Source organism: Streptomyces sp. NPDC055955, from assembly GCF_042270245.1.
Classification (GTDB): domain Bacteria; phylum Actinomycetota; class Actinomycetes; order Streptomycetales; family Streptomycetaceae; genus Streptomyces.
This window is the reverse complement of sequence record NZ_JBHJYS010000001.1, coordinates 674,797-701,061: the sequence shown is the minus strand read 5'-3', so window position 1 is coordinate 701,061 and position 26,265 is coordinate 674,797. Positions and strand designations below refer to the sequence as shown.

General features: G+C 72.1%; 20 protein-coding genes. 11 read left to right on the top strand and 9 right to left on the bottom strand.

Translation table 11 applies throughout. The features are described from left to right. Window positions 1-73: 73 nt before the first annotated feature. Entirely contained in the window at window positions 74-1,024 is a 951-nt protein-coding gene (locus tag ACFC96_RS02920) for a GNAT family N-acetyltransferase (RefSeq protein ID WP_376609803.1), read from the bottom strand. Between the two features lie 195 nt (window positions 1,025-1,219). Here ACFC96_RS02920 and ACFC96_RS02915 point away from each other — a divergent pair, with 195 nt between their 5' ends. After that, entirely contained in the window at window positions 1,220-1,777 is a 558-nt protein-coding gene (locus tag ACFC96_RS02915; RefSeq protein ID WP_340460601.1) for a DUF1707 and FHA domain-containing protein, read from the top strand. A gap of 44 nt (window positions 1,778-1,821) precedes the next feature. On the opposite strand, the gene ACFC96_RS02910 is transcribed toward ACFC96_RS02915, so the two are convergent. After that, window positions 1,822-3,072, bottom strand: coding sequence for a M14 family zinc carboxypeptidase (locus ACFC96_RS02910; RefSeq protein ID WP_376609801.1), 1,251 nt, complete (start codon window positions 3,070-3,072; stop codon window positions 1,822-1,824). 572 nt (window positions 3,073-3,644) lie between these two features. Next, window positions 3,645-6,077: a malto-oligosyltrehalose synthase gene (gene treY / locus ACFC96_RS02905; protein ID WP_376609799.1), complete on the bottom strand. Its 2,433-nt coding sequence runs from the start codon at window positions 6,075-6,077 to the stop codon at window positions 3,645-3,647. Window positions 6,078-6,158: 81 nt separating this feature from the next. Between treY and ACFC96_RS02900 the strand changes: the two genes are divergently transcribed. Next, window positions 6,159-7,427: an MFS transporter gene (locus ACFC96_RS02900; RefSeq protein WP_376609798.1), complete on the top strand. Its 1,269-nt coding sequence runs from the start codon at window positions 6,159-6,161 to the stop codon at window positions 7,425-7,427. Here the strand turns inward: ACFC96_RS02900 and glgX are convergent. Continuing rightward, window positions 7,381-9,495 (bottom strand): glycogen debranching protein GlgX, encoded by a 2,115-nt coding sequence (gene glgX, locus ACFC96_RS02895; protein ID WP_376251099.1) that lies wholly within the window; start codon window positions 9,493-9,495, stop codon window positions 7,381-7,383. The genes ACFC96_RS02900 and glgX overlap by 47 nt on opposite strands. 160 nt (window positions 9,496-9,655) lie before the next feature. Here glgX and ACFC96_RS02890 point away from each other — a divergent pair, with 160 nt between their 5' ends. The 4 genes from ACFC96_RS02890 (at window position 9,656) to ACFC96_RS02875 (ending at window position 13,981) form a co-directional block, all read left to right on the top strand. Next, window positions 9,656-10,444: a Tat pathway signal sequence domain protein gene (locus ACFC96_RS02890; RefSeq protein WP_376609796.1), complete on the top strand. Its 789-nt coding sequence runs from the start codon at window positions 9,656-9,658 to the stop codon at window positions 10,442-10,444. A 43-nt stretch (window positions 10,445-10,487) separates the two neighbouring features. After that, the gene (locus tag ACFC96_RS02885; RefSeq protein WP_376251103.1) at window positions 10,488-11,795 is read left to right on the top strand and encodes a copper amine oxidase; all 1,308 of its coding nucleotides are present in this window, start codon (window positions 10,488-10,490) and stop codon (window positions 11,793-11,795) included. A 100-nt stretch (window positions 11,796-11,895) separates the two neighbouring features. Further along, window positions 11,896-13,149, top strand: a complete 1,254-nt coding sequence (locus tag ACFC96_RS02880; RefSeq protein WP_376609795.1) for an SAV2148 family HEPN domain-containing protein — start codon at window positions 11,896-11,898, stop codon at window positions 13,147-13,149. A 109-nt stretch (window positions 13,150-13,258) separates the two neighbouring features. Then, on the top strand, window positions 13,259-13,981 hold the full coding sequence (locus ACFC96_RS02875; protein WP_376251105.1) for a 3'-5' exonuclease: 723 nt from the start codon (window positions 13,259-13,261) through the stop codon (window positions 13,979-13,981). A gap of 80 nt (window positions 13,982-14,061) precedes the next feature. Here the strand turns inward: ACFC96_RS02875 and ACFC96_RS02870 are convergent, their stop codons facing one another. Together ACFC96_RS02870 and ACFC96_RS02865 are read right to left on the bottom strand one after the other, a co-directional pair. Continuing rightward, entirely contained in the window at window positions 14,062-16,899 is a 2,838-nt protein-coding gene (locus ACFC96_RS02870; RefSeq protein ID WP_376609793.1) for a glycoside hydrolase N-terminal domain-containing protein, read from the bottom strand. A 193-nt stretch (window positions 16,900-17,092) separates the two neighbouring features. Beyond that, the gene (locus tag ACFC96_RS02865; RefSeq protein ID WP_376609791.1) at window positions 17,093-17,965 is read right to left on the bottom strand and encodes a phosphotransferase enzyme family protein; all 873 of its coding nucleotides are present in this window, start codon (window positions 17,963-17,965) and stop codon (window positions 17,093-17,095) included. A 291-nt stretch (window positions 17,966-18,256) separates the two neighbouring features. Between ACFC96_RS02865 and ACFC96_RS02860 the strand changes: the two genes are divergently transcribed. Genes ACFC96_RS02860 through ACFC96_RS02850 form a run of 3 tightly spaced genes read left to right on the top strand, consistent with a single transcriptional unit; the run spans window position 18,257 to window position 21,326 of the window. Then, window positions 18,257-19,192 (top strand): carbohydrate ABC transporter permease, encoded by a 936-nt coding sequence (locus tag ACFC96_RS02860; protein WP_376251111.1) that lies wholly within the window; start codon window positions 18,257-18,259, stop codon window positions 19,190-19,192. Further along, window positions 19,189-20,043: a carbohydrate ABC transporter permease gene (locus ACFC96_RS02855; protein ID WP_376609789.1), complete on the top strand. Its 855-nt coding sequence runs from the start codon at window positions 19,189-19,191 to the stop codon at window positions 20,041-20,043. Before ACFC96_RS02860 ends, ACFC96_RS02855 begins: the two co-directional genes overlap by 4 nt. Further along, on the top strand, window positions 20,040-21,326 hold the full coding sequence (locus ACFC96_RS02850; protein ID WP_376609787.1) for an ABC transporter substrate-binding protein: 1,287 nt from the start codon (window positions 20,040-20,042) through the stop codon (window positions 21,324-21,326). The genes ACFC96_RS02855 and ACFC96_RS02850 overlap by 4 nt, the downstream gene beginning before the upstream one ends. A 19-nt stretch (window positions 21,327-21,345) precedes the next feature. Here ACFC96_RS02850 and ACFC96_RS02845 read toward each other — a convergent pair whose 3' ends face one another. Genes ACFC96_RS02845 through ACFC96_RS02835 form a run of 3 tightly spaced genes read right to left on the bottom strand, consistent with a single transcriptional unit; the run spans window position 21,346 to window position 23,530 of the window. Beyond that, a complete protein-coding gene (locus tag ACFC96_RS02845) occupies window positions 21,346-22,296 on the bottom strand; it encodes a PDR/VanB family oxidoreductase (RefSeq protein WP_376609785.1) in 951 nt (316 codons plus the stop codon). Continuing rightward, the gene (locus ACFC96_RS02840; protein WP_340460698.1) at window positions 22,293-22,457 is read right to left on the bottom strand and encodes a hypothetical protein; all 165 of its coding nucleotides are present in this window, start codon (window positions 22,455-22,457) and stop codon (window positions 22,293-22,295) included. The genes ACFC96_RS02845 and ACFC96_RS02840 overlap by 4 nt, the downstream gene beginning before the upstream one ends. After that, window positions 22,454-23,530, bottom strand: coding sequence for a Rieske 2Fe-2S domain-containing protein (locus ACFC96_RS02835; protein ID WP_376609783.1), 1,077 nt, complete (start codon window positions 23,528-23,530; stop codon window positions 22,454-22,456). The genes ACFC96_RS02840 and ACFC96_RS02835 overlap by 4 nt, the downstream gene beginning before the upstream one ends. Window positions 23,531-24,014: 484 nt before the next feature. On the opposite strand from ACFC96_RS02835, the gene ACFC96_RS02830 reads away from it, so the two are divergent. Both ACFC96_RS02830 and ACFC96_RS02825 read left to right on the top strand, forming a co-directional pair. Next, window positions 24,015-24,854 carry an SDR family oxidoreductase gene (locus ACFC96_RS02830; protein WP_376251121.1) on the top strand — a complete coding sequence of 280 codons (840 nt, stop codon included), beginning with the start codon at window positions 24,015-24,017 and terminating at the stop codon, window positions 24,852-24,854. A gap of 6 nt (window positions 24,855-24,860) precedes the next feature. After that, a complete protein-coding gene (locus tag ACFC96_RS02825) occupies window positions 24,861-26,198 on the top strand; it encodes an NAD(P)/FAD-dependent oxidoreductase (RefSeq protein WP_376609781.1) in 1,338 nt (445 codons plus the stop codon). Window positions 26,199-26,265: the final 67 nt, after the last annotated feature.

Below are 26,265 nucleotides of genomic sequence, written 5' to 3'. Positions count from 1 at the left end.
CCGCTGGGATTCGCGCCGGGTTCCGCGCATTCCTCGCCGGATCGGACCCGTCGGCCGATCCGGCAGGTGAACCTCAGACGAAATTGATGCGCTTCTCCGTGACCGGGTACCCGGCCTTCGCGAAGTTCGCCGCCATCGGGAAGTTCCCGTCGTCCGTCGCCCCGGCGATGAACTCGGCGCCGTGCTCCACCAGAAGGTGCGTCGACTCGACCAGCAGGTCGTACGCGTATCCGTGCCCGCGCTGCTCCGGCACCACGCCGATGAACCCGATGCACGGCCCGCCGGGGTTGTGGGCGGGGACGTGCAGGCCGACCAGGTCCCCCTCAGGCGTGTACGCCAGCTGCCACCACTCGCGCGGCGACGGGCACCAGCGGAAGAAGTCCAGCTCCTCCTGCGCGGCCGTGTCCAGGCCCGACTCCTCGATGGCGTGCCGCGCGTGCGCGTCGAGCGTCGCCGAGTGGACCCGGCGCAGCACGTCGAGGATCACCTCGTCGTCGGGCTCGGCCCGGAACTCCAGGCGGCCGGGGCGCTCCGGCAGGCCGTTGTCCGGCGTCCACCGGTAGCGCAGCCGCTCCACGAGGAGCTTCTTGCCCGCCCGCGTGACCGCCTCCATCCGCGCCTCTGCGGCCGCCCGTGTCCGCGGATCCTCGCTCCAGCCCGCGGGCAGGATCAGCTCGTACTCGACGTCGAACGGGGCCTGCCGCAGCAGCTCGGCGCCCGCTTCGATGTCGTCCTCCAGGACGTCGAACCAGTTCAGGTTCACCGGTTCCGTGTCGTCCTTGCCGCCCCACCAGGCGGCCCGCGCGACCACGCGCCCCTCGCGCAGGGCGACCCAGGTCCAGTCGGGGCGGTAGTCGCCGCCCTCGGCGACGGTGCGGTACCCGACGCCGGTGATGACGCGGCCCACGAGGCCCGGATCCTCGAACGTACTGAAAAGCGGAACGTCTTCCTCGGTCAGTGCGCGGACGACCGGACGGGCGTCGTCGTGCGTGGGGTACGGGCTTCCATGCGGTGCAGCAGTCAAGAAATCTCCTGGTTCACGCGAACGCGCCCGGTGGCGGTCCTGGCCGCCGAACGTAGCAGTGGGCCCGTCCCGGGCGCGCCCGGTTTTCCTCACACCGCGTCAAGCCGCTGTCCTTGCTGGTCAAGGCCATGAGGGGGCGGGTTGAAGTTCGTCGTTTTCTGGACACCTCGGCCGCGCTGCCGGACAATCGCGTACGTGACCTCCTCGTTCGAGCACCATACGTACCCCGCGCGGCTGTCCGACGCCGAGCGCGACAGGGCGTTGCGGGAGCTCCGCGAGGGCGCCGCGCTCGGCAGGCTGTCGCACGACACGTTCGTACGGCGCATGGAGCTGGCACTCGCCGCCCGCCGGTCCGACGAACTCGCCGCGCTCACCGCCGACCTGCACACCGAGGGCCGCTGGTCCCGCGTGGTCTTCGGCGCCGTGGCGGCGGTCTCCGGCTTCACGGTGCGGCTGCGCGGGGCGTGGCAGCGCGAGCGCCTCCCGAAGCTGCAGCTGCCGTCGCCGAACAACCCCTACCCGCTGCGCATCGGGCGCGACCCGGCGAACGGACTGCGGCTCAGCCACGAGACCGTCTCCCGGGTGCACGCCGAACTGAGCAGGCAGGGCGGCATGTGGGTGCTGCGTGACCTCGGCTCCACCAACGGCACGACCGTCAACGGGCGGCGGGTGGTCGGCGCGGCGGTCGTCCAGGACGGCGACCAGGTCGGCTTCGGCCGGATGTCGTTCCGGCTCTCCGCCGACTCCGCCTGACTCGGGAACGCTCCAACTCCGGTCTTTCCAGGCGGAGTCTGCGATCACTCGCCCGCCGCGAGCGTGTGCCGCACGGCCGCGACGGTCGTCCGCGACTGGTGCTCGACCTGGTGCTCCAGCGGCACCCAGCGCGCCCTGAACCGCTCGGCGAACGCGTCGCACCAGTGCGCCACCAACTGCTCAAGACGCTCCGCGTCCGGGTCGCCCGCCTCCTTCAGGACCCGCAGGAGCATCGCAGCGGCCCGCAACGGCAGCCGTCTGGAGAACGCGTCGATGCTCCCCACGTACGCCATCGTGGCGTCCTGCGGCGGCGGTTGCAGCCAGTCGTCCGCGAGGCCGGGCACCAGTGCGACGGCCCAGCGTGTCGCCCGCATCAGCGGCCCGTCCACCTCGGGAAGCCGCGGCAGCGCCGACTGGAGGATCTCCTCCACCAGGAGCGTGTCCCGGCTCAGCCGCTGCGCCAGGCGCCGCAGCGCCCGGGCGGGGGCGGGGTGCGGCGCCGGGTCGTCCACGAGGTCGCTCGCCCACATCGGGACCTCGACGATCGCCGTGCGGCCCCCGTAGCGGTGGGCGTGGTGCCAGGTGCTGTGCCGGGCGTCGTCCGGCAGGCTCGGGAACGCGGCCTGCGCTCCCGGCTCCGGCATCACATGGACGCCGGGGCCCGTCGCGGGCCAGCCCGCCGCGTCCGAGGCCCCCGTCTCCACCGGGATGTGCAGCTCCGCCGCCGACTTGGCGAACGGTTCCGCGAGCCCCGGTATGTCCCGCGTCAGCTGCACCCAGCTGCCGCCCAGATCGGTGCCGTGCAGCGACACCTGGAGAAAGGGGCGCAGCTCGTCGATGACCCCGGTCAGGGTCCGCGTCTCGGGTGGCAGCCGGTCCGGCGGCAGTACGGAGGGCGACCACTCGGGCTGCTCGGGGCCCGCGGGGCGGAAGAAGTGCCGGTGGTAGTCGAGCAGGGTGCGCGGCGCGGGGGTGCGGTGCAGATCCGCGCCGTCCGGGTCGGCGCACAACAGGAAGTGCCAGGAGCAGCCGGTGCGCAACTCCCGCTCCATCAGGGCACGTTCGGCGAGGCGCAGAAGAGTGGAGCCACCGGCGGGCTCGTTCGCATGGGCTCCCGCGACGACGAGCACCGCGCGGTGGTCGTGCCCCACCGACAGCAGGTGCAGCGGCCGGCCCGCGCGTGAGGTCCCGACCTGGCGTAGGACGCACAAGTCGGGTCGATGAGCCGTCAGCTCCCGTGCTGACTGGACCAGTTCGGCCACATTCGGGTAGCGCTGCTCCGTCAGGTGACTCACCCCCGTTGGTGCTCCACGCGTCGCATCCCGCAGTACCCCACGCTCCGCGGCACCTGTCAAGAAGGCCGCATCGGGGCCGCACCGCCGGTGCGGTCCGCGGCCCGCCGGACCGGGCACGTCCCGCCGAAGGCCTCGGAGGGCGTGAGGCGGGCGTGGAGGTGCCGGGCCACGTCATGCCCCTCGCGACGGCCGAGCGCGGGCCGCTGCCGAGGGCGGCCGGAGCGGTCGGCGAGGTCGGTGTGGTCCTCTCGGCGAAGGCGCCGTGGACGCGGACTCCGCGTTCTCCCGAGTCCCCGAGTCCCTGCGACAGGCACCGTGGCGGACTTCGTGGAGCCGCGGCGCAGGTCGTGGCCGTACGCCCGGTCGCCCGCCTCACCCGTCCGCACCCGTAAGGGTGCGTACGAGGACTGCGCGGGGGATCACGTGGTGGTCCGCTGAGAGGACTCGCGCGTCTCCCGGCGCGCACCGGCACCAGGCGGGGGGCTCGGCGATGCGCGCAGTTCCGGGAGCCCAGGACCCGGCCGGGATCACCGGCCTCGTCACGCGCGGCCCGAAGACGCCTCCGGTACTTCTCAGCTGACGGTCGCGCGTACGAGGAGCGCCACCGGATGCCGGTCGAACAGCTTCTCCACGCGCGCGTGGCCCGTGAACTCGTTCCCCGGGGCGAGCAGGTCGACCCACTGGCCCTCCGGGAGCGACAGCTCGGTGTCGCGCCAGCCGCCCGCCTCCGTGAGACGCAGCGACAGCCGGGTCGCGGCGGCGACGACCTCCCCGGAGCGGGCGAACGCCACACAGTGCGCGGCGCCCGCGCCCCGAGCGGCGACCGGTTCGTACGTCGATCCGCCGCCGAACCACTCCGGATGTGCCCGGCGCAGGCGCAGCGCGGCGACGGTGAGCGCCAGTTTCTCGCCGGACAGACCGCCGGGGACGGACTCCTCGTCGGAGCCGAGCCGCTCCAGCGCATCCAGGTCGAAGCGGGCCGGCGCGCGGTTGTCCGGGTCCACCAGCGCCCGGTACTCGCGCTCCGTGCCCTGGTAGACGTCCGGCACCCCCGGCATCGTCAGATGGGCGAGAGCGGCCCCCAGGACGTTCGCCCGGACATGGGGCCGCAACGAGTCCGCGAACGCGGCGACGGCCTCCCCGGGCGGTCCGCACGGGCCCGCGGCCACGAAGTCGCGCACCGCCTTCTCGTAGTCCGCGTCCGGCTCGGTCCAGCTCGTGCGCAGCCCCGCCTCGCGCACGTGCTTGAGCATCGCGCCCTGGAGCCGCTCGCCGTCCTGGTCGCCGAACCCGACCGCCGTCTGCCAGGCCGCCCAAGCCAGTTGGGGATCGGGCGCGCTCGCACCGCCCTCGCGCGCGGTCCGCTCGGTGACGTCCGCGAGCAGATCGGCCCAGCGCCCTGGACACTGCGTGAGCACGGAGATCCCCGCCCGCACATCGGCGCTGCGCTTGGTGTCGTGCGTCGAAAGGACGGTTCCCGCGTACGGCCAGTCACGCTGCACGCGCGCGCAGTACGCGTGGAACGACTCCGGGTCCACCGCCGGGCTCTGCGGCGTCCCGCCGACCTCCGTCGCCGACAGGAGGGGCGCGTGCCGGTAGAACGCCGTGTCCTCGACCGCCTTGGCGCGCAGCGCGGACGCCGTCTGCGCGAACCGCGCCCGGAACGCCTCGTGTTCCGGACCCGACCCGCGCCTCCCGAGCGCCAGCTCCCGCACGGTGTCCACCGCCTCGGCCTCCTCGGCCACGGTGAACACCCCCTTGGCGTCCTCGGCGTCACCGGGCGTGAGTACGGCCTCGGGGTCCGCGCCCCCGGTCACGTAAGGCCGGTACACGTCGAGACGCACCAGGAGTTCGCGCACGGCGGCGCGCAGGGCCCACGGGGCGTGGTCGCGCAGGGTGGCGTCGGCGGCGCACAGCCGCCCCGCCTCGCGCGTGAGGCGGTCCACCTCGGCCGCCAGCTCGTGCGTGACGACCTCGTACGCGGCGCGGCGTGCCGTGGCGTCCCAGTCGCCGCCCCGGTCGGCGGGGGCCGCCGTGAAGCGGCGGAACAGGCCGAGCAGCTCGTCCGCGCCCGACGGATCGGTGAACAGGCCGTCGATCCGGCGCAGCGCGTCGTAGCCCGTCGTACCGGCCACCGGCCAGGCGGCGGGCAGCTGTTCGTCCTCGCCGAGGATCTTCTCGACGACGGTCCAGCGCCCGGCGGTGGCGTCGGCGAGGTCCTCGAGATACGCGCCGGGGTCCGCGAGGCCGTCGGGGTGGTCGACGCGCAGCCCGTCGAGCACGCCCTCGCGCAGCAACTGGACGATCTTCTCGTGGGTGGCGTCGAACACCTCCCGGTTCTCCACACGGACCCCGATGAGGTCCGAAATGGTGAAGAAGCGCCGGTAGTTGAGCTCGGTGCGGGCCAGGCGCCACCAGCCGAGCCGGTACCACTGCGCGTCGAGCAGCTCCGGAAGCGGCAGCGTCTCCGTGCCCTCGCGCAGCGGGAACGCGTGCTCGTGGTAGCGCAGCACCCGCCCGTCCACCTCCAGGTGGTCCAGCTCGTGGCTCAGGCGCCGGCCGAGCACGGGCAGCAGGACCCGCCCGCCCTGCGCCTCCCAGTCGATGTCGAACCAGTGCGCGTAGGGGGAGTGCGGCCCGTCCCGCAGTACCTCCTGGAGGGGCCGGTTGAGCCCGGCCGCCGACGCCATGTGGTTGGGCACGATGTCGGCGATCAGGCCGAGCCCGTGCTCCCGCGCCGTCCGCGCCAGCGCCCGCAGCCCGGCCTCACCGCCCAGCTCGTCCCGCACGCGCGCGTGGTCCACGACGTCGTACCCGTGCGTGGACCCGGGCACGGCCTCCAGGACCGGCGACAGATGCAGGTGCGAGACACCCAGCGAGGCCAGATACGGGACGGCTGCGGCGGCCGCGGCGAACGGGAACGCCGGCTGGAGCTGCATCCGGTACGTGGCCGTGGGCGGGGCCGGAACCCCGCCCTCCTGATGGTCCGCTGTCATGCGCGTCATGCGAATCTACGTACCCGCCCCGGCGTCTTTCGTGTCATCGCCGCATGCATGTGTCACCGGCGCCGTCGATAGCTTCGAACGATGGCACAGGCAGCGGGGGGAACGTCGGCGACATACCGCGAGGTGCTCGGGGCGACCGGGGCACTGCTCCCGGTGATCTCGTTCTTCGGGCGGCTGCCGGTGGCGGTGATCCAGTTCGGCAGTGTCCTGCTGATCACCAGGACGAGCGGTTCCCTCGCGACCGGAGGGACCGTGGCCTGCGCGCTCGCGCTCGGACAGGTGGCCATGGGGCCCGTCGTCGGCCGGCTCGCCGACCGGCGCGGGCAGCGGAGCGTCGTCCTGTGCTGCTCGCTGCTGAACGCCCTCGCGATCGCCTGCTACACGCTCGGCGCCCTCGCGGGACTCCCCACGCCGCTCCTGGTGGCGCTCGGCGTGCTCGCCGGGGCCACGGTGCCGGGGATCGGCCCGCTGGCCAGGGCCCGGGGCGTCGCGCTCGTCCGCCGCGGGGGTGCGGACGAGCGCGTCGTGAACACGGTGCTGTCGCTGGAGAGCACGATGGACGAGCTGTCGTTCGTCCTCGGGCCCGCGCTGATCGGGGTCGCCGCCTTCGTCGGCCACCCCGCGTACGCGTTCGGGGCCGCCGCTGTCCTGGTCGCCGGCTGCGGCACGGCCTTCGCGCTGCACCCGACGGCGACGGCGGTCCGGCCAGCGGCGGCGGACGCCCCGAAGGAGCCGCGGGGCCGGCGCCCCCGCATGCCGCGCGAGGTCCGGCTCGTGCGGCTCGGCCTCGTCCTCCTCGGCGTCCTCCTGGGCGGCTGCGGGGCCGGGATCACGGCGCTCACCCAGAAGCTCGGCCAAGAGGACCAGGCGGGCCTCGTCTACGCCGCCATGGGCGTCATGAGCGCCGCCGTCGGCCTGTCCATGGCCGCGATGCCGGAGCGCTTCGGGCTCGCGCTGCGCTGGCGGGTCGCCACGGCCGCCGCCGCGCTCCTGTCCCTCCTGCTGATCGGCACGCAGAGCATGCCGGGCCTCTACGTGGCGGTGACCGTGTTCGGCGCCGTCTTCGCGCCGAACCTGATCACCGGCTTCGGACTCACCGAACGCGCCGTGCCGCGCGAACGTCTCGCCGAGGGCATGACGTTCGCCGTGAGCGCCTTCGTCGGCGGGCAGGCCGTCACGCTCGCCGTGGCGGGCCGCCTCGCCGAGTCCCACGGCCCCGCCGCGGCGTTCACCGTCGGAAGCGTGGCCGCGGCCCTCGCGTTCGGCGTCGCCCTCCTCGTCAAGGCCCCGGCGTCACCAGGTGTCACGCCGGTCGCTGCAGCACCGTCAGGCTCCGGTCGAGGAGCGTGAGGCGGTCACCGGCCCGTACCTTCTCGCTGCTGCCGACCGGCACGCCTTCGGGCAGCGCCGTGTCCACCACGACCTCCCACTGCCGGCCGTGGTTGACCGGCACGAGGAACTCCAACGCGTCGGGCGACGCGTTGAACAGCAGCAGGAACGAGTCGTCCGAGATACGTTCGCCCCGGGGGCCCGGCTCCGAGATCGCGTGCCCGTTGAGGAACACCGACAGGGCCCGCGCCTGCGCCGCCCCCCAGTCGTCCCGCGTCATCTCCTCGCCCTCGGGAGTGAACCAGGCGATGTCGCTCAGCTCGTCGTGGGTGCCCTCGACCGGCCGCCCGTGGAAGAAGCGGCGCCTGCGGAACACCGGGTGGTCACGCCTCAGCCGCGCCATCGCGCGCGTGAAGGCCAGCAGGGCGTCCTGCTCGCCGTCCTCGGGCCAGCGGACCCAGGCCAGCTTGCTGTCCAGACAGTAGGCGTTGTTGTTGCCGTTCTGCGTGCGCCCCAGCTCGTCCCCGTGGCTGAGCATCGGCACGCCCTGGGAGAGCATCAGCGTCGCGATGAAGTTGCGGATCTGACGGTTCCGCAGGCCGAGCACCGCGGGGTCGTCGCTGTCGCCCTCCACGCCGCAGTTCCACGACCGGTTGTGACTCTCCCCGTCGCGGTTGCCCTCGCCGTTCGCCTCGTTGTGCTTCTCGTTGTACGAGACCAGGTCGCGCAGGGTGAAACCGTCGTGGCACGTGACGAAGTTGATGGAGGCGAGCGGGCGGCGGCCGTCGTCCTGGTAGAGGTCGGACGAGCCGGTCAGCCGGCCGGCGAACTCGGCGAGGGTGCGCGGCTCGCCCCGCCACAGGTCCCGGACGGTGTCCCGGTACTTGCCGTTCCACTCCGTCCACAGCGGCGGGAAGTTGCCCACCTGGTAGCCGCCCTCGCCGACGTCCCACGGTTCGGCGATCAGCTTCACCTGGGAGACCACCGGGTCCTGCTGCACGAGGTCGAAGAACGACGACAGCCGGTCCACCTCGTGGAACTGGCGCGCCAGCGTGGCCGCCAGGTCGAAGCGGAACCCGTCGACGTGCATCTCGGTGACCCAGTAGCGCAGCGAGTCCATGATCATCTGGAGGACGTGCGGCGAGCGCATGAGCAGCGAGTTCCCGGTGCCCGTGGTGTCCATGTAGTAGCGGCGGTCGTCCGCGAGGCGGTAGTACGAGGCGTTGTCCAGGCCCCTGAAGGACAGCGTCGGACCCAGGTGGTTGCCCTCGGCCGTGTGGTTGTAGACCACGTCGAGGATGACCTCGATCCCGGCCTCGTGCAGCGCCCGTACCGCCGACTTGAACTCCAGGACCTGCTGCCCGCGGTCGCCCCAGGACGCGTAGGCGTTGTGGGGGGCGAAGAAGCCGATGGTGTTGTAGCCCCAGTAGTTGTTCAGGCCCATCTCCACCAGCCGGTGGTCGTTGACGAACTGATGGACCGGCATCAGTTCGAGCGCCGTCACGCCCAGCTCCGTGAGGTGCTCCAGGATCGCCGGGTGCGCGAGCGCCGCGTAGGTGCCGCGCAACTCCTCCGGGAGCGCCGGGTGCGTCATCGTGAGGCCCTTCACATGGGCCTCGTAGATCACTGTGCGGTGGTACTCGGTGCGCGGCGGACGGTCGTCGCCCCAGTCGAAGTACGGGTTGACCACGACCGACGTCATCGTGTGCGGCGCCGAGTCCAGGTCGTTGCGCTTGTCGGGCGCCCCGAAGGGATACCCGTACACCGCCTCGCCCCAGTCGATCTGGCCACTGATCGCACGTGCGTACGGGTCGAGGAGCAGCTTCGACGAGTTGCACCGCTGCCCGCGCTCCGGGGTGTACGGGCCGTGCGCGCGGAAGCCGTACCGCTGGCCCGGCATGATGCCGGGCAGATACGCGTGCCGTACAAAGGCGTCGGTCTCCCGCAGCTCCACCGCGGTCTCCGACCCGTCGTCGTGCAGCAGACACAGCTCTATGCGCCGGGCGGCCTCCGAGAAGACCGCGAAGTTGGTGCCGGCGCCGTCGTATGTGGCACCGAGTGGATACGCCTGTCCAGGCCAGACCTGCATGGGTACGACTCTTCCACTCCCGGCCCGGATGCCCCGGGCGACTTCCGCCTGAGTCTTCCCGAAAGTGACGGAACCACCTAGGAATTGGGCCCCTCTTAAAAGAAGACCACGCATACCCGTCCGCCCGAAGGTGGGGCCGCGGGGACAACAGGGGGAAGATGTGCGAGAGCTCGCAAGACGCCATCTGGGGAAAATGATGGCCGGAGCGGCCGTCGCGGCCGTGGCGACCGCCGTGCTGCTGGGCGTGACCCTGCCGGGGGAGGCGGGCGCGGGTGACCAGGCCGCGGCCGGCTCCGCCCAGCAGGACGCGATCCCCAAGGACGGCGTGGTGGAGGCCGCGCCGAGGGAGGGCGACAAAGGCGTCGGCAGGGACCCGCTGACCGACGACGAGATCAGGCGCGCCGAACAGATCGCCGTGGCGGGCAACGGACTGCGCAGGAGCGCGCGGGACGTCGAGGGCGACCGGGGGCCGCAGCACCTGTCCACGAACCTCAGCGAGGTGGACCCCACGCGGAGCGGCGCGCAGGCGGCGGAGCGGCGCGCCGAGGTCGTCTACTACGACTACAAGGCCGACACGGTCGTGACCAGGACCGTGAACCTCGACAGCGGCAAGGTCGAGACCACCGACACGGCGCACGGTGTACAGCCGCCGCCGAGCCCCGGCGAGCTGCGTGAGGCCACGCGGCTCCTCATCGCGGACCCGCTCGGCGCCGGCCTGAAGCAGGACTACAAGGACGCCACCGGCAAGCAGCTCACGAGCACGGACCAGCTCGAACCGAGCGGCATGGTCTTCCGCAAGGAGACCGTCGCCCACGTCCCGTCCGGCCTCACCGCCTGCGGCGAGCACCGGTGCCTGCGCGTCGTCACCAAGGTCAGGAACGGGCCGTGGATCGACACCCGCGCCCTGGTCGTCGACCTCAGCGCGCGCACCGTCGGCCGCCTCGGCTGAGCCCCACGCCCTGTCCTCCTCCTGTTCGAAGGAGTCATTCCGTATGCATGTCGACAGACTTCGGCGCGCCCGCGCCCGGGCCGCCGTCGCCCTCACGTCCCTCGCGCTGCTCGGCACCGCCGTCAGCGCCGCGGGTCCCGCCACCGCCGTCCCGCAGGCGCCCACCGCCGCGGCCCCGGCCTGCAGCACCGCGTACAAGATCGAGCAGGTCCTCGACGGGGGCACGACCTGGCGCATGTGCTGGCACTACAACACCCTGTCCGGGCTCGTCCTCGACAACGTCAGTTACCAGCCCAAGGACGAGCCCGAGCCGATCGCCGTCCTCACCAGCGCCCGCCTCGCGCAGGTGCACGTCCCTTACGACGACGGCGAGAACGAGTACGACGACGTCACGGGCACCGACTTCGGGTACGCCCTGCAGAACCTGAAGCCCGGCGAGTGCCCCGGCGGGACCATCAAGACCGTCAAGGTGCCCGACCGTGGCAACGTGCAGGGCCTGTGCACCACCACGCGCGCGCGTGGGCACGCGTACCGGCTCAACGACGACGGGAGCACCGGCGGCAGCGGCAAGGTCTACACCGCCCAGGGCAAGGACCTCCTCGTCTACACGGTCAACAAGGCGTCCTGGTACGAGTACATCACCGAGTGGCGGTTCTCCTCCGACGGGACGATCACATCGAACGTCGGTGCGACCGGCAGCATCTCCCCGTACGACTACAACGGCACGGACGGCAAGGGCTGGCCGATAGGCAAGGGCGCCCGCGCCTACGCCGAGAGCCACGCCCACAACGTCTTCTGGCGGCTCGACTTCGGTCTCGACGGCTCCCCCAAGAGCAAGGTCGAGCAGTACGACTCCAAGGTCACCGCGCCGCGCGGCAGCGGCAGTCCCACCACGAAGACCACCCGCACCCCCGTCACCAAGGAACTCGCCGGTGACGCGAAGGACATGCGCTGGTGGCGGGTCGTCAGCACCGCGGGCAAGAACAAGGACGGCCACCCCAGGTCCTACGAGTTCGTGCCCGGCCGCTCCAGCAAGTTCCCGGGCCGATCGTTCACCAAGCACGACGTGTACTTCACCGAGTACAAGAAGTGCGAGCAGTACGCGAGCGACAACCCCGCCGGGCACTGCGGCGGCTCCAGCGTCGACAAATGGGTCGGCGGGCAGACGCTCACCCACCCGATCACGTGGGTCAACATCGGGTTCCACCACATCGCCCGGGACGAGGACCAGCAGCCGATGCCGGTCCACTGGCAGGGCTTCTCACTGGCCCCCAGGGACGTGACCGCTATGAATCCGCTCACTCCCGCCGATCTCGCGGACCAGAACGGCGTGCCCAGAAACGGCAGTTGAGAAACTACCCTGCCCATCCGGCTGCACCGCCGACCGCTCCCGGAGTACCCTTCCTTGATCGTTGCTGGGGTTGCTCGGGGGAGCGGAAGGCGGTGCGTGGGTGAGCTCGGGTGGGCTGGAGCTGCCCCCTGGTGACGCGGGTCACGAGGGGAGCTCCGCTGACGTCCCGCCCGGAGCGGTGTCCTTGGCGCGGCCCATGGACATGGGATCCCAGATCGGACCGGAGTCGGAGTTCGCCTGGGGCGCCGACGCCTGGAGCGAGGTCCGCACGCGCGCGCAGCGGGCCGGCCGCGCCTACATCTGGCTGAACCTGGTCGAACAGCGGCTCCGGGCCGTGGTGGCCGCCGTGCTGCGCCCCATCTACGAACCCGTCCACGGGGACGACTGGGTCGTGGCGGCGGCCGGGCCCGCCGGGCAGGAGTGGGTCCAGCGAGCCGTCGCCGTGCGCGAGGTGAGCCGCCGCAAGGGCTATCTGCTCGACCCGGCCGACGACAACGTCCTCAGCTTCCTCACCCTGCCGCAGCTGCGCGAGCTGATGGTGCAGCACTGGCCCTGCTTCGAGCCGTACTTCGACGACCGCCGCGACGTCGAACTCGCCCTCGACGAGCTGGAGGTGACGCGGAACGTCGTCTCGCGCAACCGCGCGCTGTCCGAGGCCGTCCTCGCCCAGGCGGAGCGCGCCTCCGGGCGGCTCCTGGAGATGCTCGGCGCGGGCTCGGACGTGCCGTCCGCCCGCAGGCTCCCGGTGGACGCCGTCGAGGAGCTCGTCGGCGACCGGTACGCCGACGTCGTGGGCGTGCACCCGGACCGGGTGCGTCTGCTGCGCCAGTTCCCGGCCGAGGACATCTTCGGCGGCGCGCGCCGCCTCGACGCCATCGGCATAGGCCTCAACATGCTGGTGCAGAACTTCTCGGGCCGCCGCCTCGTCCGGCTCGCCGAGTCCGGCTGCCGGGTGCGGCTGCTCTTCCTCAACCCCGCCTCCAGCGCCGTCAAGCGCAGGGAGCGCGAGCTGGGCCTCAAGCGGGGCGAGCTGAGCCGCGCCGTCGAGATGAACATCCTGCACATGCGCCGGGTGCGGGCCCGGCTGCGCGATCCGGGCGCCTTCGAGATCCAGGTCTACGACGAGACGCCACGGTTCACCGCGTATCTGGTCGACGGCGACGGGTCGGACGGCGTCGGGGTCGTCCAGTCGTATCTGCGCCGGGCCAGGGGGATGGAGGCGCCCGTCCTCGTGCTGCGCGGGCCCGGGCGCGTGGTGAAGGCCCACGCCCAGGACGGGGAGGAAGTCGGACTTTTCCCGACGTATCGCGAAGAATTCGAGCTAGCGTGGGCGGACGCCCGGCCCGTGTCCTGACCCCGCCGCGTCGGCGAAGCGGAACGCTCCCGGCCCGTTGTCAGTGCCCCGTGTCATCGTGGTGGCCACTGGGGAGACACGGGGACGCACCATGAAGAAGGGGGCCGCGATGGGATGGCACCAGGAGCTGCTGGTCGGCTTCGACCTGGAGACCACGGGGACGGATCCGCGTGAGGCGCGCATCGTCACGGGCGCGGTGATAGAGGTCAAGGACGCGAGGCCGCTGGGTCACCGGCAGTGGCTCGCGGACCCGGGGGTCGAGATCCCGGCCGACGCGGTCGCCGTGCACGGGATCAGCAACGAGAGAGCGGCGTCCGAGGGTGAGCCGGCCGACCGGGTCGCGGACTCCATGGCCGAGACCCTCGTCGGGTACTGGCGCACGGGCGTGCCCGTCGTCGCTTACAACGCCGCGTTCGACCTGACCCTGCTCTCCGCCGAGCTGCGCCGCCACGGCCTGCCGTCGCTGCGGGAGCGGCTCGGCGGCATGGACCCGGCGCCCGTCATCGACCCGTACACGATCGACCGCTCGGTGGACCGCTACCGCAAGGGCAAGCGGAACCTCGAGGCGGTGTGCGCGGAGTACGGCGTGACACTCGAATCCGCGCACGACGCCTCCGCCGACGCCCTCGCCGCGGCGCGTCTGGCCTCCGCGATAGCCGGCCGCCACCCGAAGGTCGCCTCCCTCGGACCGGCCCGGCTCCACGAGTCCCAGATCGAGTGGTACGCGCAGTGGGCGGCGGACTTCCAGTCCTTCCTGCGCCGCAAGGGCGACGCCCATGCGGTGGTCGAGGCGACGTGGCCGATGCGGGAGCTGACGGGGCCCGGGGTCTGAGCCGTGAGGCAGCGGGCTCCGCGGGCTTCACCTGCCGGGGCGGCCGGTGAAGCCGTGAAGCCCGCCGCCACCGAGCCGCTCTACACGGCCACCCGCCTCCACTGCTGCGACGCCGCGCCCGTGTAGGTCTGCTGGACGACCGCCGTGCCCGTCGCCGTGGAACCGCCGGTCGTGCCGAGGGACTTGCCCGTGCGGACGCACACCAGGCGGACGTGACCACCGTCGGTGGGCTCCGCGCGCCAGTGCTGGTTGTCCGCGCCCGTGGCCCGGTACTGCACGATCGGAGCGTTCTCCGTGGCCTGGCCGCCGCTGACGTCCGCCGTCAGACCGGAGTGCACGTTGGTCAGGCGGTACCCGCCGTCCAGGGCCTCCGCGAACTTCCACTGCTGCGCCGCTCCGCTCGTGCGCGCGCCCAGGACGAGCGGCGCCGACTCGGCGGTCCCCGACACCTCGATCGCCATGCCGCTGTCGGCCCGGTTGACGAGCACGTAGCGCTGCGACGCGTACGAAGGGGTCAGGGTGATGCTCGCGCCCGGCTTCAGACTGACGTCCTTCGTCCAGGAACCGGCCCGTACGCGGGTGGTGCGGCCGCCGGTCGAGGTGAGCCGGAGCTTCGTCGCCACGCCGCCCTTCCACTCCAGGTCGGCCGTGAACCCGCCGCGCACGCCGATGCCGGTGACCTTGCCCGACGCGCCCCACGCGACCGGCAGGGCGGGCAGGAGTTCGACCAGGCCGGGGCGGGAGTAGAGGAGCATCTCGATCACGGCGGCCGTCGTACCGAAGTTGGCGTCGATCTGGAACACCGAGCTGTCACGGCCCAGTTGGTACATGTCGAAGAAGTTGGGCGCCGTGCCGTTGCTGTGGTTCACGGAGGGCCGCAGCACCGTGCCGACGAGCTGGTACGCCTTCTCCGCGTCCTTCATCCGCGCCCAGCACAGGGCGCGCCACGCGCAGCCCCAGCCGTAGGTGTCCATGCCGCGGGCCGTGAGGCCCTTGTCGACGCCCACGAGGACGTCGTGCGGGCTGCGCTCGCGGCTGACGCGGTCGCCGGGGAACAGTCCGACGAGGTGGGAGAGGTGCCGGTGCTGCGTCTCGCCGAGGTTCGCGCCGCCCATCCACTCCTCCAGCCACCCGGTGGTGGGGCTGACGCGCGGCAGGTACAGCCGGTCCTGGAGGGCGGTGACGCGGCGGGCGTACGCCTTGGAGGTGCCGAGGGCCGCCGTGGCGGCGCGGAAGTTCTCGAAGAGCTGCCAGACCAGCTCCTGCGCGTACGTGATGCCGCGCGCGTCGGTCGGGCCGTGCTCCGGCGACCAGTCGTGGTCGTCGACGAGCACCTCGACGTCCGCCCCGGTCCCCGGATCCTTCACCGTCGCCGTGACGAGCCGCTTCTCCCAGAACGCGCAGGCACCCTCCAGAAGCGGCAGGATCTTCGCCAGATAGCGCCGGTCGAGGGTGAACTCGTAGTGCTCGAAGAGGGAGTTGCACAGCCAGGCGTTGCCCGCCGGGTGCCACCACCAGCCGGGGCCGCCCATGGTGTTGGTGGAGATCGCGGTGGTCCAGCCGGCGATCTCGCCGCTCGTGTTGCGGAAGCCGTTGCGCGGGTCGTTGAACAGCTCGCGGGTGCGCTTCTCCCAGTGCGGGACCTGGGCGAGGCAGTAGTCGGCGAGGGCGTCGAAGCAGTCGGGCAGGCCGGTCCTGTCGGTGGGCCAGTAGTTCATCTGGAGATTGATGTCGGTGTGGTAGTCCGCCATCCACGCCGGGTCGTTCCGGTCGACCCACAGGCCCTGGAGATTGAGCGGCAGGGAGGAGCGCGAGCCGCACACCGTGAGGTAGCGGCCGAACTGGACGTACGAGGCCTCGAGTTCGGGGTCGGGGCGGCCACCGGAGGCCTGCCGGGCCAGGAGCCGCTCGTCGGTGTACAGGGCCCGCTGCGCGTCGGTGGACGCGCCCAGGTCGACGCTCATGGTGTCGAACAGGGCGCGGTGGTCGGCGACGTGGGCGGCGAGGAGACGGGTCGCGCCGGCCTTGGCCGCTGCGGCGGTCCGCGCGGTGGCGGTGGCGTGCGGGTCGGCGTCGCGGTCGATGAACCCGTCGGCGTCGGGGGAGTAGGAGGTGCCGCCGCTCAGGACGAGGAGCACCTCGTCGCAGCCCGCGAAGGTGACCGAGGAGCCGCTCGCGCCGACCGTGCCGCCGCGGTGCGTCGCGGCCCGTGCCACAGCGGCGTAGGCGAGGCCGTTGTCGAGTTCCGCGGCGAAGCCGGCCGAGGCGGTGGCGGGGTCCACGGTGATCGGCTCGCCGCGTGTCCCGGTCAGCGTGAGGTGTCCGCTCCAGGTGCCGCCCCCCGCGCGGGTGAGCCGGACGACGATCACGTCGTCGGGGTGGCTGCAGTAGATCTCCCGCCGGTAGCGGGTGCCGCCGAGTTCGTACTCCACCGTCGTCAGGCCGTTGCTGAGGTCGAGGCGGCGCCGGTAGCCGCTGACTGCGGACGGGTCGTGCCCCGCCACCTCCAGATACGCCTTGACGAGGACGCCGTACGAGCCGAAGTGGGCCGTGTCGTAAGGAAACTGACCGTCCGACTCCAGCGCGTCGTTCGCCCCGCCCGTCCACAGGGTGACGTCCGAGACGGACAGGACCTCGCGGGACGGGTGCCCGGAGACGACGGCCCCGAGGCGGCCGTTGCCGATCGGCAGCCCTTCCCGCATGAGCTGGTCCTCGGCGGCCGGGGAGCCGTACCGCAGGGCGAGCGCGTCGGCCTCGGGGACGAGGCGTGGCGTGGCCGGGTGCCCGCCGGGTCTCGGCGCCGCCTGCGCCGTGAAGGCGGGGACCTGACTAAGGGCCAGGAGAGATCCGATGGCTGAGCCGTATTTGAGAACGGAGCGGCGGGAGAGGGCGGAGCCGGGTGCAGGGCGTGCGGACATCAGGTCCTCCAGGCAAGGGTCGGCCAACACCGCCGTACCTTGCTCCAGGTCCCTGCCGCGGGAAAGAGATCGGATGAATTCAGCGCGAAAGTCCAACAACTCCTGAGCGGGAGTCCAACCGCCCTCTCGCGAGCGCCCGTTCAGCCGCTGACGTCCGAGCGCGGCTTCAGGCACCCGCCGCGAACGGCACCCGTCAGAACGGGTACCAGCGCACCGCGGGATCCCCGTCCCGCAACGACGCCACCCTGCGCTCGAACTCCGCGAGCGCCTTGGGGTTGGCCGGCGCCTGCTGGGCGACCCACGCGCAGCTGGCCGTCTCTCGCGCGCCGCGCAGCACGGCGCACCCGTCCCATTCCCGCACGTCCCAGCCGTACGTCCGCGTGAACGCGTCGTACGCCTCGGGGTCGAGGCCGTACCGGTCGCGGGAGAGCGCCATGACGACCAGGTCGTGCTCGCGCAGGTCGCAGGAGAACGTCTCCAGATCGACGAGGACGGGCCCGTCGGCGCCGATGTGCACGTTGCGCGGCAGCGCGTCCCCGTGGATCGGGCCCGGCGTCAGACGCGGGACGAGCGCCGCCGCCGCGTCCGCGAAGCCGTCGCGCCGTTCGCGCAGGTACGCCGCGTCGGCGGGGTCGATCGCGTCGCCCGCGAGCCGCAGCCACCGCTCGACCCCGCCGAGCAGCTCACGGCGCGGCAGCGCGAAGGGCGGCGCGGGCAGGGCGTGCACGAGGCGGAGCAGCTCGGCCAGGTCGCGCGGTTCGGCGGGGCGCAGCGCGGCCGGAACGCGGTGCCACAGCGTCACTGGGTGGCCGTCGACGAGGAGCGGCTCCGGCTCGGCGGCGCGCACGGCCGGCACGCCCTGTCCGGCGAGCCAGCCCGCGACGGTGAGCTCGTGCCGCGCCCGCTCCAGGAGTTCGGCGTCGCGGCCCACCTTGACCACGAGGTCACCGAGCGCGAACACGGCGTTCTCGCCGAGCGCCAGCAGCTCGGCCTCCTGCCCGCCGCCCCGGTGCCCGCCGGGGAGCCCCGCCGCCGCGAGCACCTTCCGTGCCTGCGCCTCATCCATCACGTGCCTCCCGCCGATCCCATGGTCCGGGCCCAGTCTCGCACCCGTTTCACATGCGCATACGCCCCGGTCGGCGCCGTGACGGACAACGTCGTGCGCAGCGGCTTGACGGGGCACGGGTCCCTCAGCACGATGACGGGGGCCGTCAGGGCCTTTCGTCTGGATCATGCCGAGGCCGAGGGGCCGCGCTCGTGAAGTGCCGGTGTGCCGGACCCGGCGCCCCGGCATGACCCGCCGGACGGGCCCTGGGGCGGCCGGACCCCCCACCCGCCGCCCGAAGGAGCCGAATCCGTGACCTTGACGACCGCGACGACGCGGCCGGTGAAGCGTGCGTCCGGGCCACCCGAGCGGGGACACCCGGCGGACCGCGGCGCCTGGTTCCTGGTCCTGCCCGCCCTCATCCCCATCCTCGTGCTCAGCGTGGGGCCGCTCCTCTACGGCATCGTGCTGGCGTTCACCGACTCGCAGGCGGGCCGCACGGCGCCGACCCAGTGGGTGGGGGCGCTCAACTTCCAGGACCTGCTGCACGACACGCTGTTCTGGGAGTCGTTCCGGATCGGCCTGCTGTGGGCGGTCGGGGTGACCGTCCCGCAGTTCCTGCTCGCGCTCGGCCTCGCGCTCCTGCTCAACCAGAACCTCCGCTTCCGCTGGCTGGCGCGGGCGCTCGCGATCATTCCCTGGGCCATGCCCGAGGTGGTCGTCGGCATCATGTGGCGCCTCGTCTACAACCCGGACGCGGGCATCCTCAACGAGACCCTCCGCGACCTCGGCCTCGGCGACGGGCGCGACTGGCTCACGGGTCTGGCGACCGCACTGCCCGCGGTGATCGTCGTCGGCATCTGGGCGGGCATGCCGCAGACCACCGTCGCCCTGCTCGCCGGGCTCCAGAACACCTCGCCCGAACTGCACGAGGCCGCCGCGCTCGACGGCGCGGGCGCCTGGGGCCGCTTCCGCGCCGTGACCTGGCCCGCGCTCAGGCCGGTCGCCCTCGCCATCACCGCGCTGAACTTCATCTGGAACTTCAACTCGTTCGCCCTGGTCTACGTCCTGACCAACGGCGGCCCGGGCGGCCGGACCCGCCTGCCCATGCTCTTCGCCTACGAAGAGGCCTTCCGCTACGGCCAGTTCGGCTACGCGGCGGCGATGGGCTGCGTGATGGTCGCGGTCATCTCGGTCATCCTCGCCTTCTACCTCGTGGGCCGGCTCAAGGGAGGCGACGAGCAGTGAGCCGTACCCGTACAGGCATCCGGCCGAGCGGGCCGGCGCGCGCGGGCCAGTACCTCGCGCTGCTCGCCTATCTCGTCTTCCTCGCGTTCCCGTTCCTGTGGCTGATCTCCACGGCGTTCAAACCGCCCCGCGAACTCGCGAGCCTGCACCCCACGTGGATACCCAAGGACCCCACACTCGCCAACTTCCGCCAGGCCTTCGACGAGCAGCCCCTCCTGAGGGCCGCCGTCAACTCCGTGCTCGTGGCGGTCTGCGCGGCGCTGATCGCCGTCGTCGTCGCGACCCCGATGGCGTACGTGATGGCCCGCCACCGCTCCGCGCTGTCCCGCGCGGCGACGGGCTGGGTCGTGGTCAGCCAGGCGTTCCCGTTCGTCCTGCTGATCATCCCGCTCTTCCTGATCCTGAAGAACCTGCATCTGATCAACTCGCTGCCCGGCCTGACCATGGTCTACGTCGTGTGGTCGCTGCCCTTCGCGCTGTGGATGCTGGTCGGCTACGTCCGGGCCGTGCCGCCCGAGCTGGAGGAGGCGGCCGCCGTCGACGGAGCCGGAAAGCTGCGCATCCTCGTCTCCGTCACGGCGCCGCTGCTCGCGCCGGGCCTGGTGGCGACGGCCCTGTTCGCGTTCATCACCGCGTGGAACGAGTTCTTCTTCGCGCTCGTCCTGATGAAGACCCCCGAGAGGCAGACGCTGCCCGTGGTCCTGACGCACTTCCTCGGCGCGGAAGGCGTCGCCGACCTCGGGCCGCTGGCCGCCGCCGCGTTCCTCGCGACCCTGCCCTCACTGGTGATCTTCGCGCTCATCCAGCGCAGACTGACCGGCGGGATGCTGGCCGGGGCGGTGAAGTCATGAGGCGCGTACGCCGGCTGGCCGCCGTCGCCGCGGCCGTGGCCCTGCTGGTCACCAGCTGCTCCTCGGGAGGAACGGCCGACGACGGCAAGGTCACTCTCGAATTCCAGTCCCTCGCCTGGCAGAAGGAGTCCGTCGACGCCAACAAGCAGCTCGTGAAGGAGTGGAACGCGGCGCACCCGGACATCCAGGTCAAGTACGTCCAGGGCAGCTGGGACAGCGTTCACGACCAGCTGCTCACCTCCTTCGAGGGAGGGGAGGCGCCCGACGTCATCCACGACGCCTCCGACGACCTCGCGGACTTCGCGTACGGCGGCTACCTCGCCGATCTGCGTCACCTGTTGCCCGCCCGCCTCAAGTCCGACATTCCGCAGCACAGTTGGGAGACGGCGACCTTCGGTGACGGCGTCTACGGCGTGCCGTTCCTCCAGGAGCCGCGCGTCCTCATCGCCAACGCGAAGATCCTCGAGGCGGCGGGGGTACGCATCCCCACGCCCGAGAAACCCTGGTCCTGGCAGGAGTTCAGGGCCGTCACGAAGAAGCTGAGCGGCGACGGGAAGTTCGGTGTCGCGTGGCCGCTGAAGGAGCCCGTCTCGGCGACCCTCAACCTCTCCCTCTCGGCCGGCGGACGCGTGTTCCACCGCGGTGCCGACGGCAAGGTGACGGTCCGCTTCGACGCCGCGGACCAGGTCCTGCCCCGCACGGTCCACGACCAGGTCGGCACCGACGGCAGCGCCTCGGGCGCGACGCTCGGCATGGGCGGCTCGGACACGCTTCCCGGCTTCTTCGCGGGCAAGTACGCGATGGTCCCGCTCGGTTTCTCCTACCGTCAGCAGATCGTCCAGCAGGCGCCGAAGGGGTTCGACTGGCAGGTGCTCCCGGCGCCCGCGGGCCGTGACGGGCTCGCCCAGGGCGTCTCCCCGCAGACCCTGTCCGTCGCCGAGGACAGCCCGCACAAGAAGGAGGCGGCGCAGTTCATCGACTTCCTGCTGAGGCCGCGCAACATGGTGCGCCTCGCGCTCGGCGACTGGATGCTGCCCACCGGCACCGAGGCCCTGAAGGACCCGGCCCTGCACACGGAGAAGAACGACTGGGCGACCGGCACGGCCCTCGCCGGCGACCTCCGCTCGGCCCCGGCGCAGTCGGTGCGCGGCTACGCGGAGTGGAAGGACAAGGTCGCCACGCCCGCCCTCCAGGAGTACTACAGCGGCTCGATCGGTCTCGGTGAACTGCGCAAACGCCTGGTGAAGGACGGAAATCTGGTGCTCGCGAGATATCAGAGATAGGGCGGACACCACACCGGGGTCACATGTCGAGGACGAGGCGCGGGCCCGGGCAGCGCGAGACGCAGATCATCAGCGTCTCGCCCGCCGCCCGCTCCTGCGCGGTGAGCACCGAGTCCCGGTGGTCCGCCGCGCCCTCCACGATGTCGGTCTCGCAGGTCCCGCAGGTGCCTTCCGCGCAGGAGTACAGCACCTCGATCCCCGCCTCCCGCACCGTGTGCAGGATGCTGCGGCCGGGCGGCACGGTCAGGGTGCGGCCGGAGCGCCGCAGCTCCACCTCGAAGGCGTGGTCGGTGCCGTCGGAGCCGTCCGGTCCGTCCTGCGTCGGCCGGAAGCGCTCGGTGTGCGCGGCTCCCCGGGCCTCGACGGCGTCGAGGAGCGGTCCCGGGCCGCAGCAGTAGACCAGGATGTCGTCGCCGTCCGTGTCCCTCGGGCCGAGGAACCCGTCGAGGTCGAGGAGGCCCGTCTCGTCCTCCGGCGCGACGCGCACCTTCGTGCCGTAGGCGCGGAGCCGGTCGAGGAACGCCATCGAGCCGCGTGTCCGGCCGCCGTACAGCAGGGTCCACTCGGCGCCCGCCGCCTCGGCGGCGGCCACCATGGGAAGGATCGGGGTGATCCCGATGCCGCCCGCCACGAAGCGGTAGGCCGGTGCCTCGTGGAGGGGGAAGTGGTTGCGCGGTCCCCGGACGCGCACGACCGCGCCAGGGGCCAGCCTCTCGTGCACGTACGCCGATCCGCCGCGTCCGCGCGGTTCGCGGAGGACGGCGACGGTCCAGGCGGTGCGGTCGGCGGGGTCGCCGCACAACGAGTACGGGCGGACCAGGCCGTCGGTGAGGACCATGTCCACGTGGGCGCCCGGCTCCCACGCGGGCAGCGGTTCCGCCTCCGGGTGGCGGAGCGTCAAGGACACGACGCCGGTGGCCTCTTCGGTCCGTGCGGCGACGACGAGGCCGACTTCGTGGAGCGGGGTCACCGGTCGTCCTCCTGGTGATCGGGGTGGGACAGCATCCACTGCCACATCGATACGGGGTCCTGCGTGTCGTGCTCGGCCCCGCAGTGGCAGATGCCGTGCAGTTCGTCGGTGCCGGGGACCCAGTCGACGCGGTACACCTCGGCGGTGGGCGGGCGGCTCATCGCGCGACGTTGTCGGGGGTCGCGGACCGGTCGCCCTCGGCGGCGAGACGGGACAGGATCCGGCGGGCGGCGAGGCCGCCCGTGTCGATGTTGATACTGAGTTCCTGGTAGCCGGCGGGCTCGCTCTCCAGGGTCTTCTGGAGCAGGTTCAGCGCGTTCACGTCCTGCATGACCACCTCGCGGTTGAAGTCGCGCAGGAACGTGGACATCTCCTCGTCGCCGTGGCCGAAGTCGCGGGAGACGGCCCAGAAGTCGTAGACCTGGTCCTGCGTGGACGGTGTGATCGCGTAGGTGATCTCCACGTGGAAGGCGTCCGGGTCGGTGCCGTCCGGGTTCGGCAGGACGCCCTGCGGGGCGATGCGGCTGTGCAGCAGGTACAGGCAGGGGGCGTGGTACTCGATGTCCTGCCAGCGGGTGATACGGCCCTTGATGCCGGTGGAGTTGGCGTAGAACGGCGGACACTCGGCGTCGTCCATGTGCCGGCTGACGCGGACGACGCCCGCGCCCTCGTCGACCTCCGTCGTCATGGGGGTGTCGGCGACCTCGGGCGTGCCGATGTAGCCGCCGTGCAGATACGTCTCGTGGGAGAGGTCCATCAGGTTGTCGACCAGCAGGCCGTAGCCGGCGTCGATGGGCTCCATCCCGCCGACCGTCGTCCAGTGCGCGGGGTCGGCCAGGTGCGGGGCCCGCGGGATCGTCGACCGGTCGGCGAGCGCCGGGTCGCCGATCCACACCCACACGAAGGAGTCCAGCTCGGCCACGGGGTACGAACTCACCCTGGCGGTACGGGGGATGCGCTTCTGCCCGGGAACGTACACGCAGGTGCCGGTCGTGTCGTAGGTGAAGCCGTGGTAGCCGCAGACCACCTTGTCGCCGTCGAGCCGGCTGTGCGAGAGCGGGAAGCGGCGGTGCACGCAGCGGTCCGCCAGGGCGACGACCTCGGCCGTGTCCTCGGTCCGGTAGAAGGCGATCGGTTCGCCGAGGACGGTGCGGGCGAGCAGCTCACGCCCGACCTCCGTCCCGTACGCCGCTACGTACCACTGGTTCCTGGCGAAGGCGGTCGTGTGAGGCATGGACGCGGCTCCCGTCTCTGATGGTGGTCGCATCGTCGGGGAGCGCGTCACGCAGACGCAATGCGGCTTCCGCCTCACGGAAGCACCTTGATGCATGGCCTGGTCAGAGCGGGGTGCGAATCCAGGAGAGGCATCGCGCGGCCCCTGGATCCTGTGACGACTCGATCGCCGCTTCCGGCGTGCACGAGCCCTGCCGTCGCCGGCCACCGGACCTTGCGTGCCCTTGGCCGTTCGCGGCCCGCGTGACACCGGCCCGGATGGGGCTCGGGGGCGGCGCGTAGCCCGACTGTGTGACGCGCTCGGCTGAAGTTCGGCTGTCTCGCGTGCCGGTCTGCCCCACCGCGGCGCCGGGTGATTTCGTCTGGGGGCCGGGTGTGCGACGGCTCCTGTGTCTGCCTGACGGGCCGGCCGACGTTCCGGTCTCCGCCTGCGCGTCGTCCGGTCCTCGAGGGCGTCCGTCGAAAAGGCAGAAGGAGGGATCGTGGTGGCAGCAAACTCCGACGAGAGCCGCGGGGTGGTGTCCGCGCAGCTTCTCAGGGGCCAGAAGGCGCTCGTGACCGGTGCCAACTCGGGCATCGGTCTGGCGACCGCCGTCGCCCTGGGCCGGGCCGGAGCGGACGTCGTGGTGAACTACGTCGTCGGTCAGGACGAGGCGGACAAGGTCGTCGAGGAGATCAAGGGCTTCGGTGTCCGCGCCTACTCCTACCAGGCCGACGTGTCCGACGAGGACCAGGTGACCGCCATGGTCGCGCGGATGGTCGAGGAGTTCGGCACCATCGACATCATGGTCGCCAACGCGGGCCTCCAGCGGGACGCGGCCGTGACGGAGATGTCCCTCGCCCAGTGGGAGAAGGTCATCTCCGTCAATCTGACGGGCCAGTTCCTGTGCGCGCGGGAGGCCGCCAAGGAGTTCATCAGGCGCGGTGTGGTGGAGGAGGTCTCCCGCTCGGCGGGGAAGATCATCTGCATGAGTTCGGTCCACCAGATCATCCCGTGGGCGGGGCACGTGAACTACGCCTCCTCCAAGGGCGGTGTGGGCATGCTGATGCAGACCCTCGCCCAGGAGCTCGCCCCCAAGCGGATCAGGGTCAACGCGATCGCGCCGGGCGCCATCCGCACGCCGATCAACCGCGACGCCTGGTCCACCCCCGAGGCCGAGACCGACCTCCTGCGCCTGATCCCGTACCACCGTGTGGGCGACCCGGACGACATCGCCAACGCCGTCGTCGCCATGGCGTCCGACCTGCTCGACTACGTCGTCGGCACCACCCTGTACGTCGACGGCGGAATGACGCTCTTTCCCGGCTTCGCCACCGGAGGCTGATCTCCGATGCGGGATCACGTCACGCCCCGCCGGGTGGTGATCCTCGGCGGAGGGTTCGCGGGGCTGTTCGCCGCCCGTGCCCTGCGCAAGTCGCCGGTCGCGGTGACCGTGGTCGACCGCCGCGCCCACCACCTCTTCCAGCCGCTGCTGTACCAGTGTGCTTCGGGGATCCTGTCCGAGGGGCAGATCGCCCAACCGCTCCGCGGCATCCTGCGGCGCCACCACAACGTGCGCTGCGTGCTTGCCGATGCCACCGACGTGGATGCCGACGCCCGGCTGGTCCACGCCCAGCGACCCGACGGCGCGGAGGTCGTGCTGCCGTACGACGATCTCATCGTCGCGGTGGGCATGCGTCAGTCCTACTTCGGGCACGACGAGTTCGCCGCGCACGCCCCCGGCATGAAGACCCTGAACGACGCACTCGACATCCGCCGACGGATCTACCGGGCATTCGAGATGGCCGAGACGGCGGCGGACGACCGGGAACGGCAGCAATGGCTCACCTTCGCCCTCGTGGGCGGCGGGCCGACCGGTGTCGAACTCGCGGGACAGATCCGGGAGATCGCCGGTCACACGCTCGAGCGCGAGTTCCAGAAGATCGATTCCGCCAGGGCCCGGGTGCTGCTCTTCGAGGGGTCCGACGCGGTGCTGGGTGCGTTCGGCCCCCGACTGGCCCACCGCGCGGCCCGAACCCTGCGGGGCCTCGGAGTGGAGCTCCACCTGGAGACCAGGGTCACCGACGTCCGCGCGGACGGCCTGACGGTTCGGGACAGTGACGGCAGGACGACCCGGTTCGACGCACGCACCGTGCTGTGGACGGCGGGCGTCGAGGCGCCGCCGATCGCGGCCGCGCTGGCCCGCGCCACCGGTGCCGAACAGGACCGGGCCGGACGCATCCTCGTCGAACCCGACCTCACCGTCCCCGGCCGTCCGGAGATCCGCGTCACGGGCGACGTGATGAGTCTGAACCGGCTGCCGGGACTGGCCGAGGTCGCCATGCAGTCGGGTGCCTACGCGGGGCGGAGCGTGCGCCACGCCGTCGAAGGCAGGACGAAGACGCCGAAGCCCTTCCGGTACGTGGATCTCGGCAGCGCCGCCTACATCGCCCGCGGCCGAGCGGTCGTCAGAACCGGCCCGCTGCATCTGTCGGGCTTCACCGGCTGGCTGGCCTGGCTCTTCATCCACCTGGCCTTTCTCACCGGCTTCCGCAGCCGACTGGGAGCGGTGCTCAGCTGGTCCGTCGTCTTCGCCACCGGTTCTCGCCGCGAACGGGCCTTCACCCTGCCCGACACCGACCTGTCGGCGGCCCGTGCGGCCGGACCGACGGCGCCTGAGCCGCCCTGAGGGCGGGCCCGGCCGGCCCTGTGCGGGCACCCCTTCGCATCCCGCCACCTCCGCAGCCCCGCCACCT

Coding starts and splice junctions, on each gene's coding strand:
- ACFC96_RS02865 (WP_376609791.1), bottom strand. CDS start 17,965: ATGGATGAGGCGCAGGCACGGAAGGTGCTCGCGGCGGCGGGGCTCCCC.
- ACFC96_RS02870 (WP_376609793.1), bottom strand. CDS start 16,899: ATGTCCGCACGCCCTGCACCCGGCTCCGCCCTCTCCCGCCGCTCCGTT.
- treY (WP_376609799.1), bottom strand. CDS start 6,077: ATGACGCGCATGACAGCGGACCATCAGGAGGGCGGGGTTCCGGCCCCG.
- ACFC96_RS02885 (WP_376251103.1), top strand. CDS start 10,488: ATGCATGTCGACAGACTTCGGCGCGCCCGCGCCCGGGCCGCCGTCGCC.
- ACFC96_RS02875 (WP_376251105.1), top strand. CDS start 13,259: ATGGGATGGCACCAGGAGCTGCTGGTCGGCTTCGACCTGGAGACCACG.
- ACFC96_RS02825 (WP_376609781.1), top strand. CDS start 24,861: ATGCGGGATCACGTCACGCCCCGCCGGGTGGTGATCCTCGGCGGAGGG.
- glgX (WP_376251099.1), bottom strand. CDS start 9,495: ATGCAGGTCTGGCCTGGACAGGCGTATCCACTCGGTGCCACATACGAC.
- ACFC96_RS02840 (WP_340460698.1), bottom strand. CDS start 22,457: ATGAGCCGCCCGCCCACCGCCGAGGTGTACCGCGTCGACTGGGTCCCC.
- ACFC96_RS02835 (WP_376609783.1), bottom strand. CDS start 23,530: ATGCCTCACACGACCGCCTTCGCCAGGAACCAGTGGTACGTAGCGGCG.
- ACFC96_RS02850 (WP_376609787.1), top strand. CDS start 20,040: ATGAGGCGCGTACGCCGGCTGGCCGCCGTCGCCGCGGCCGTGGCCCTG.
- ACFC96_RS02900 (WP_376609798.1), top strand. CDS start 6,159: ATGGCACAGGCAGCGGGGGGAACGTCGGCGACATACCGCGAGGTGCTC.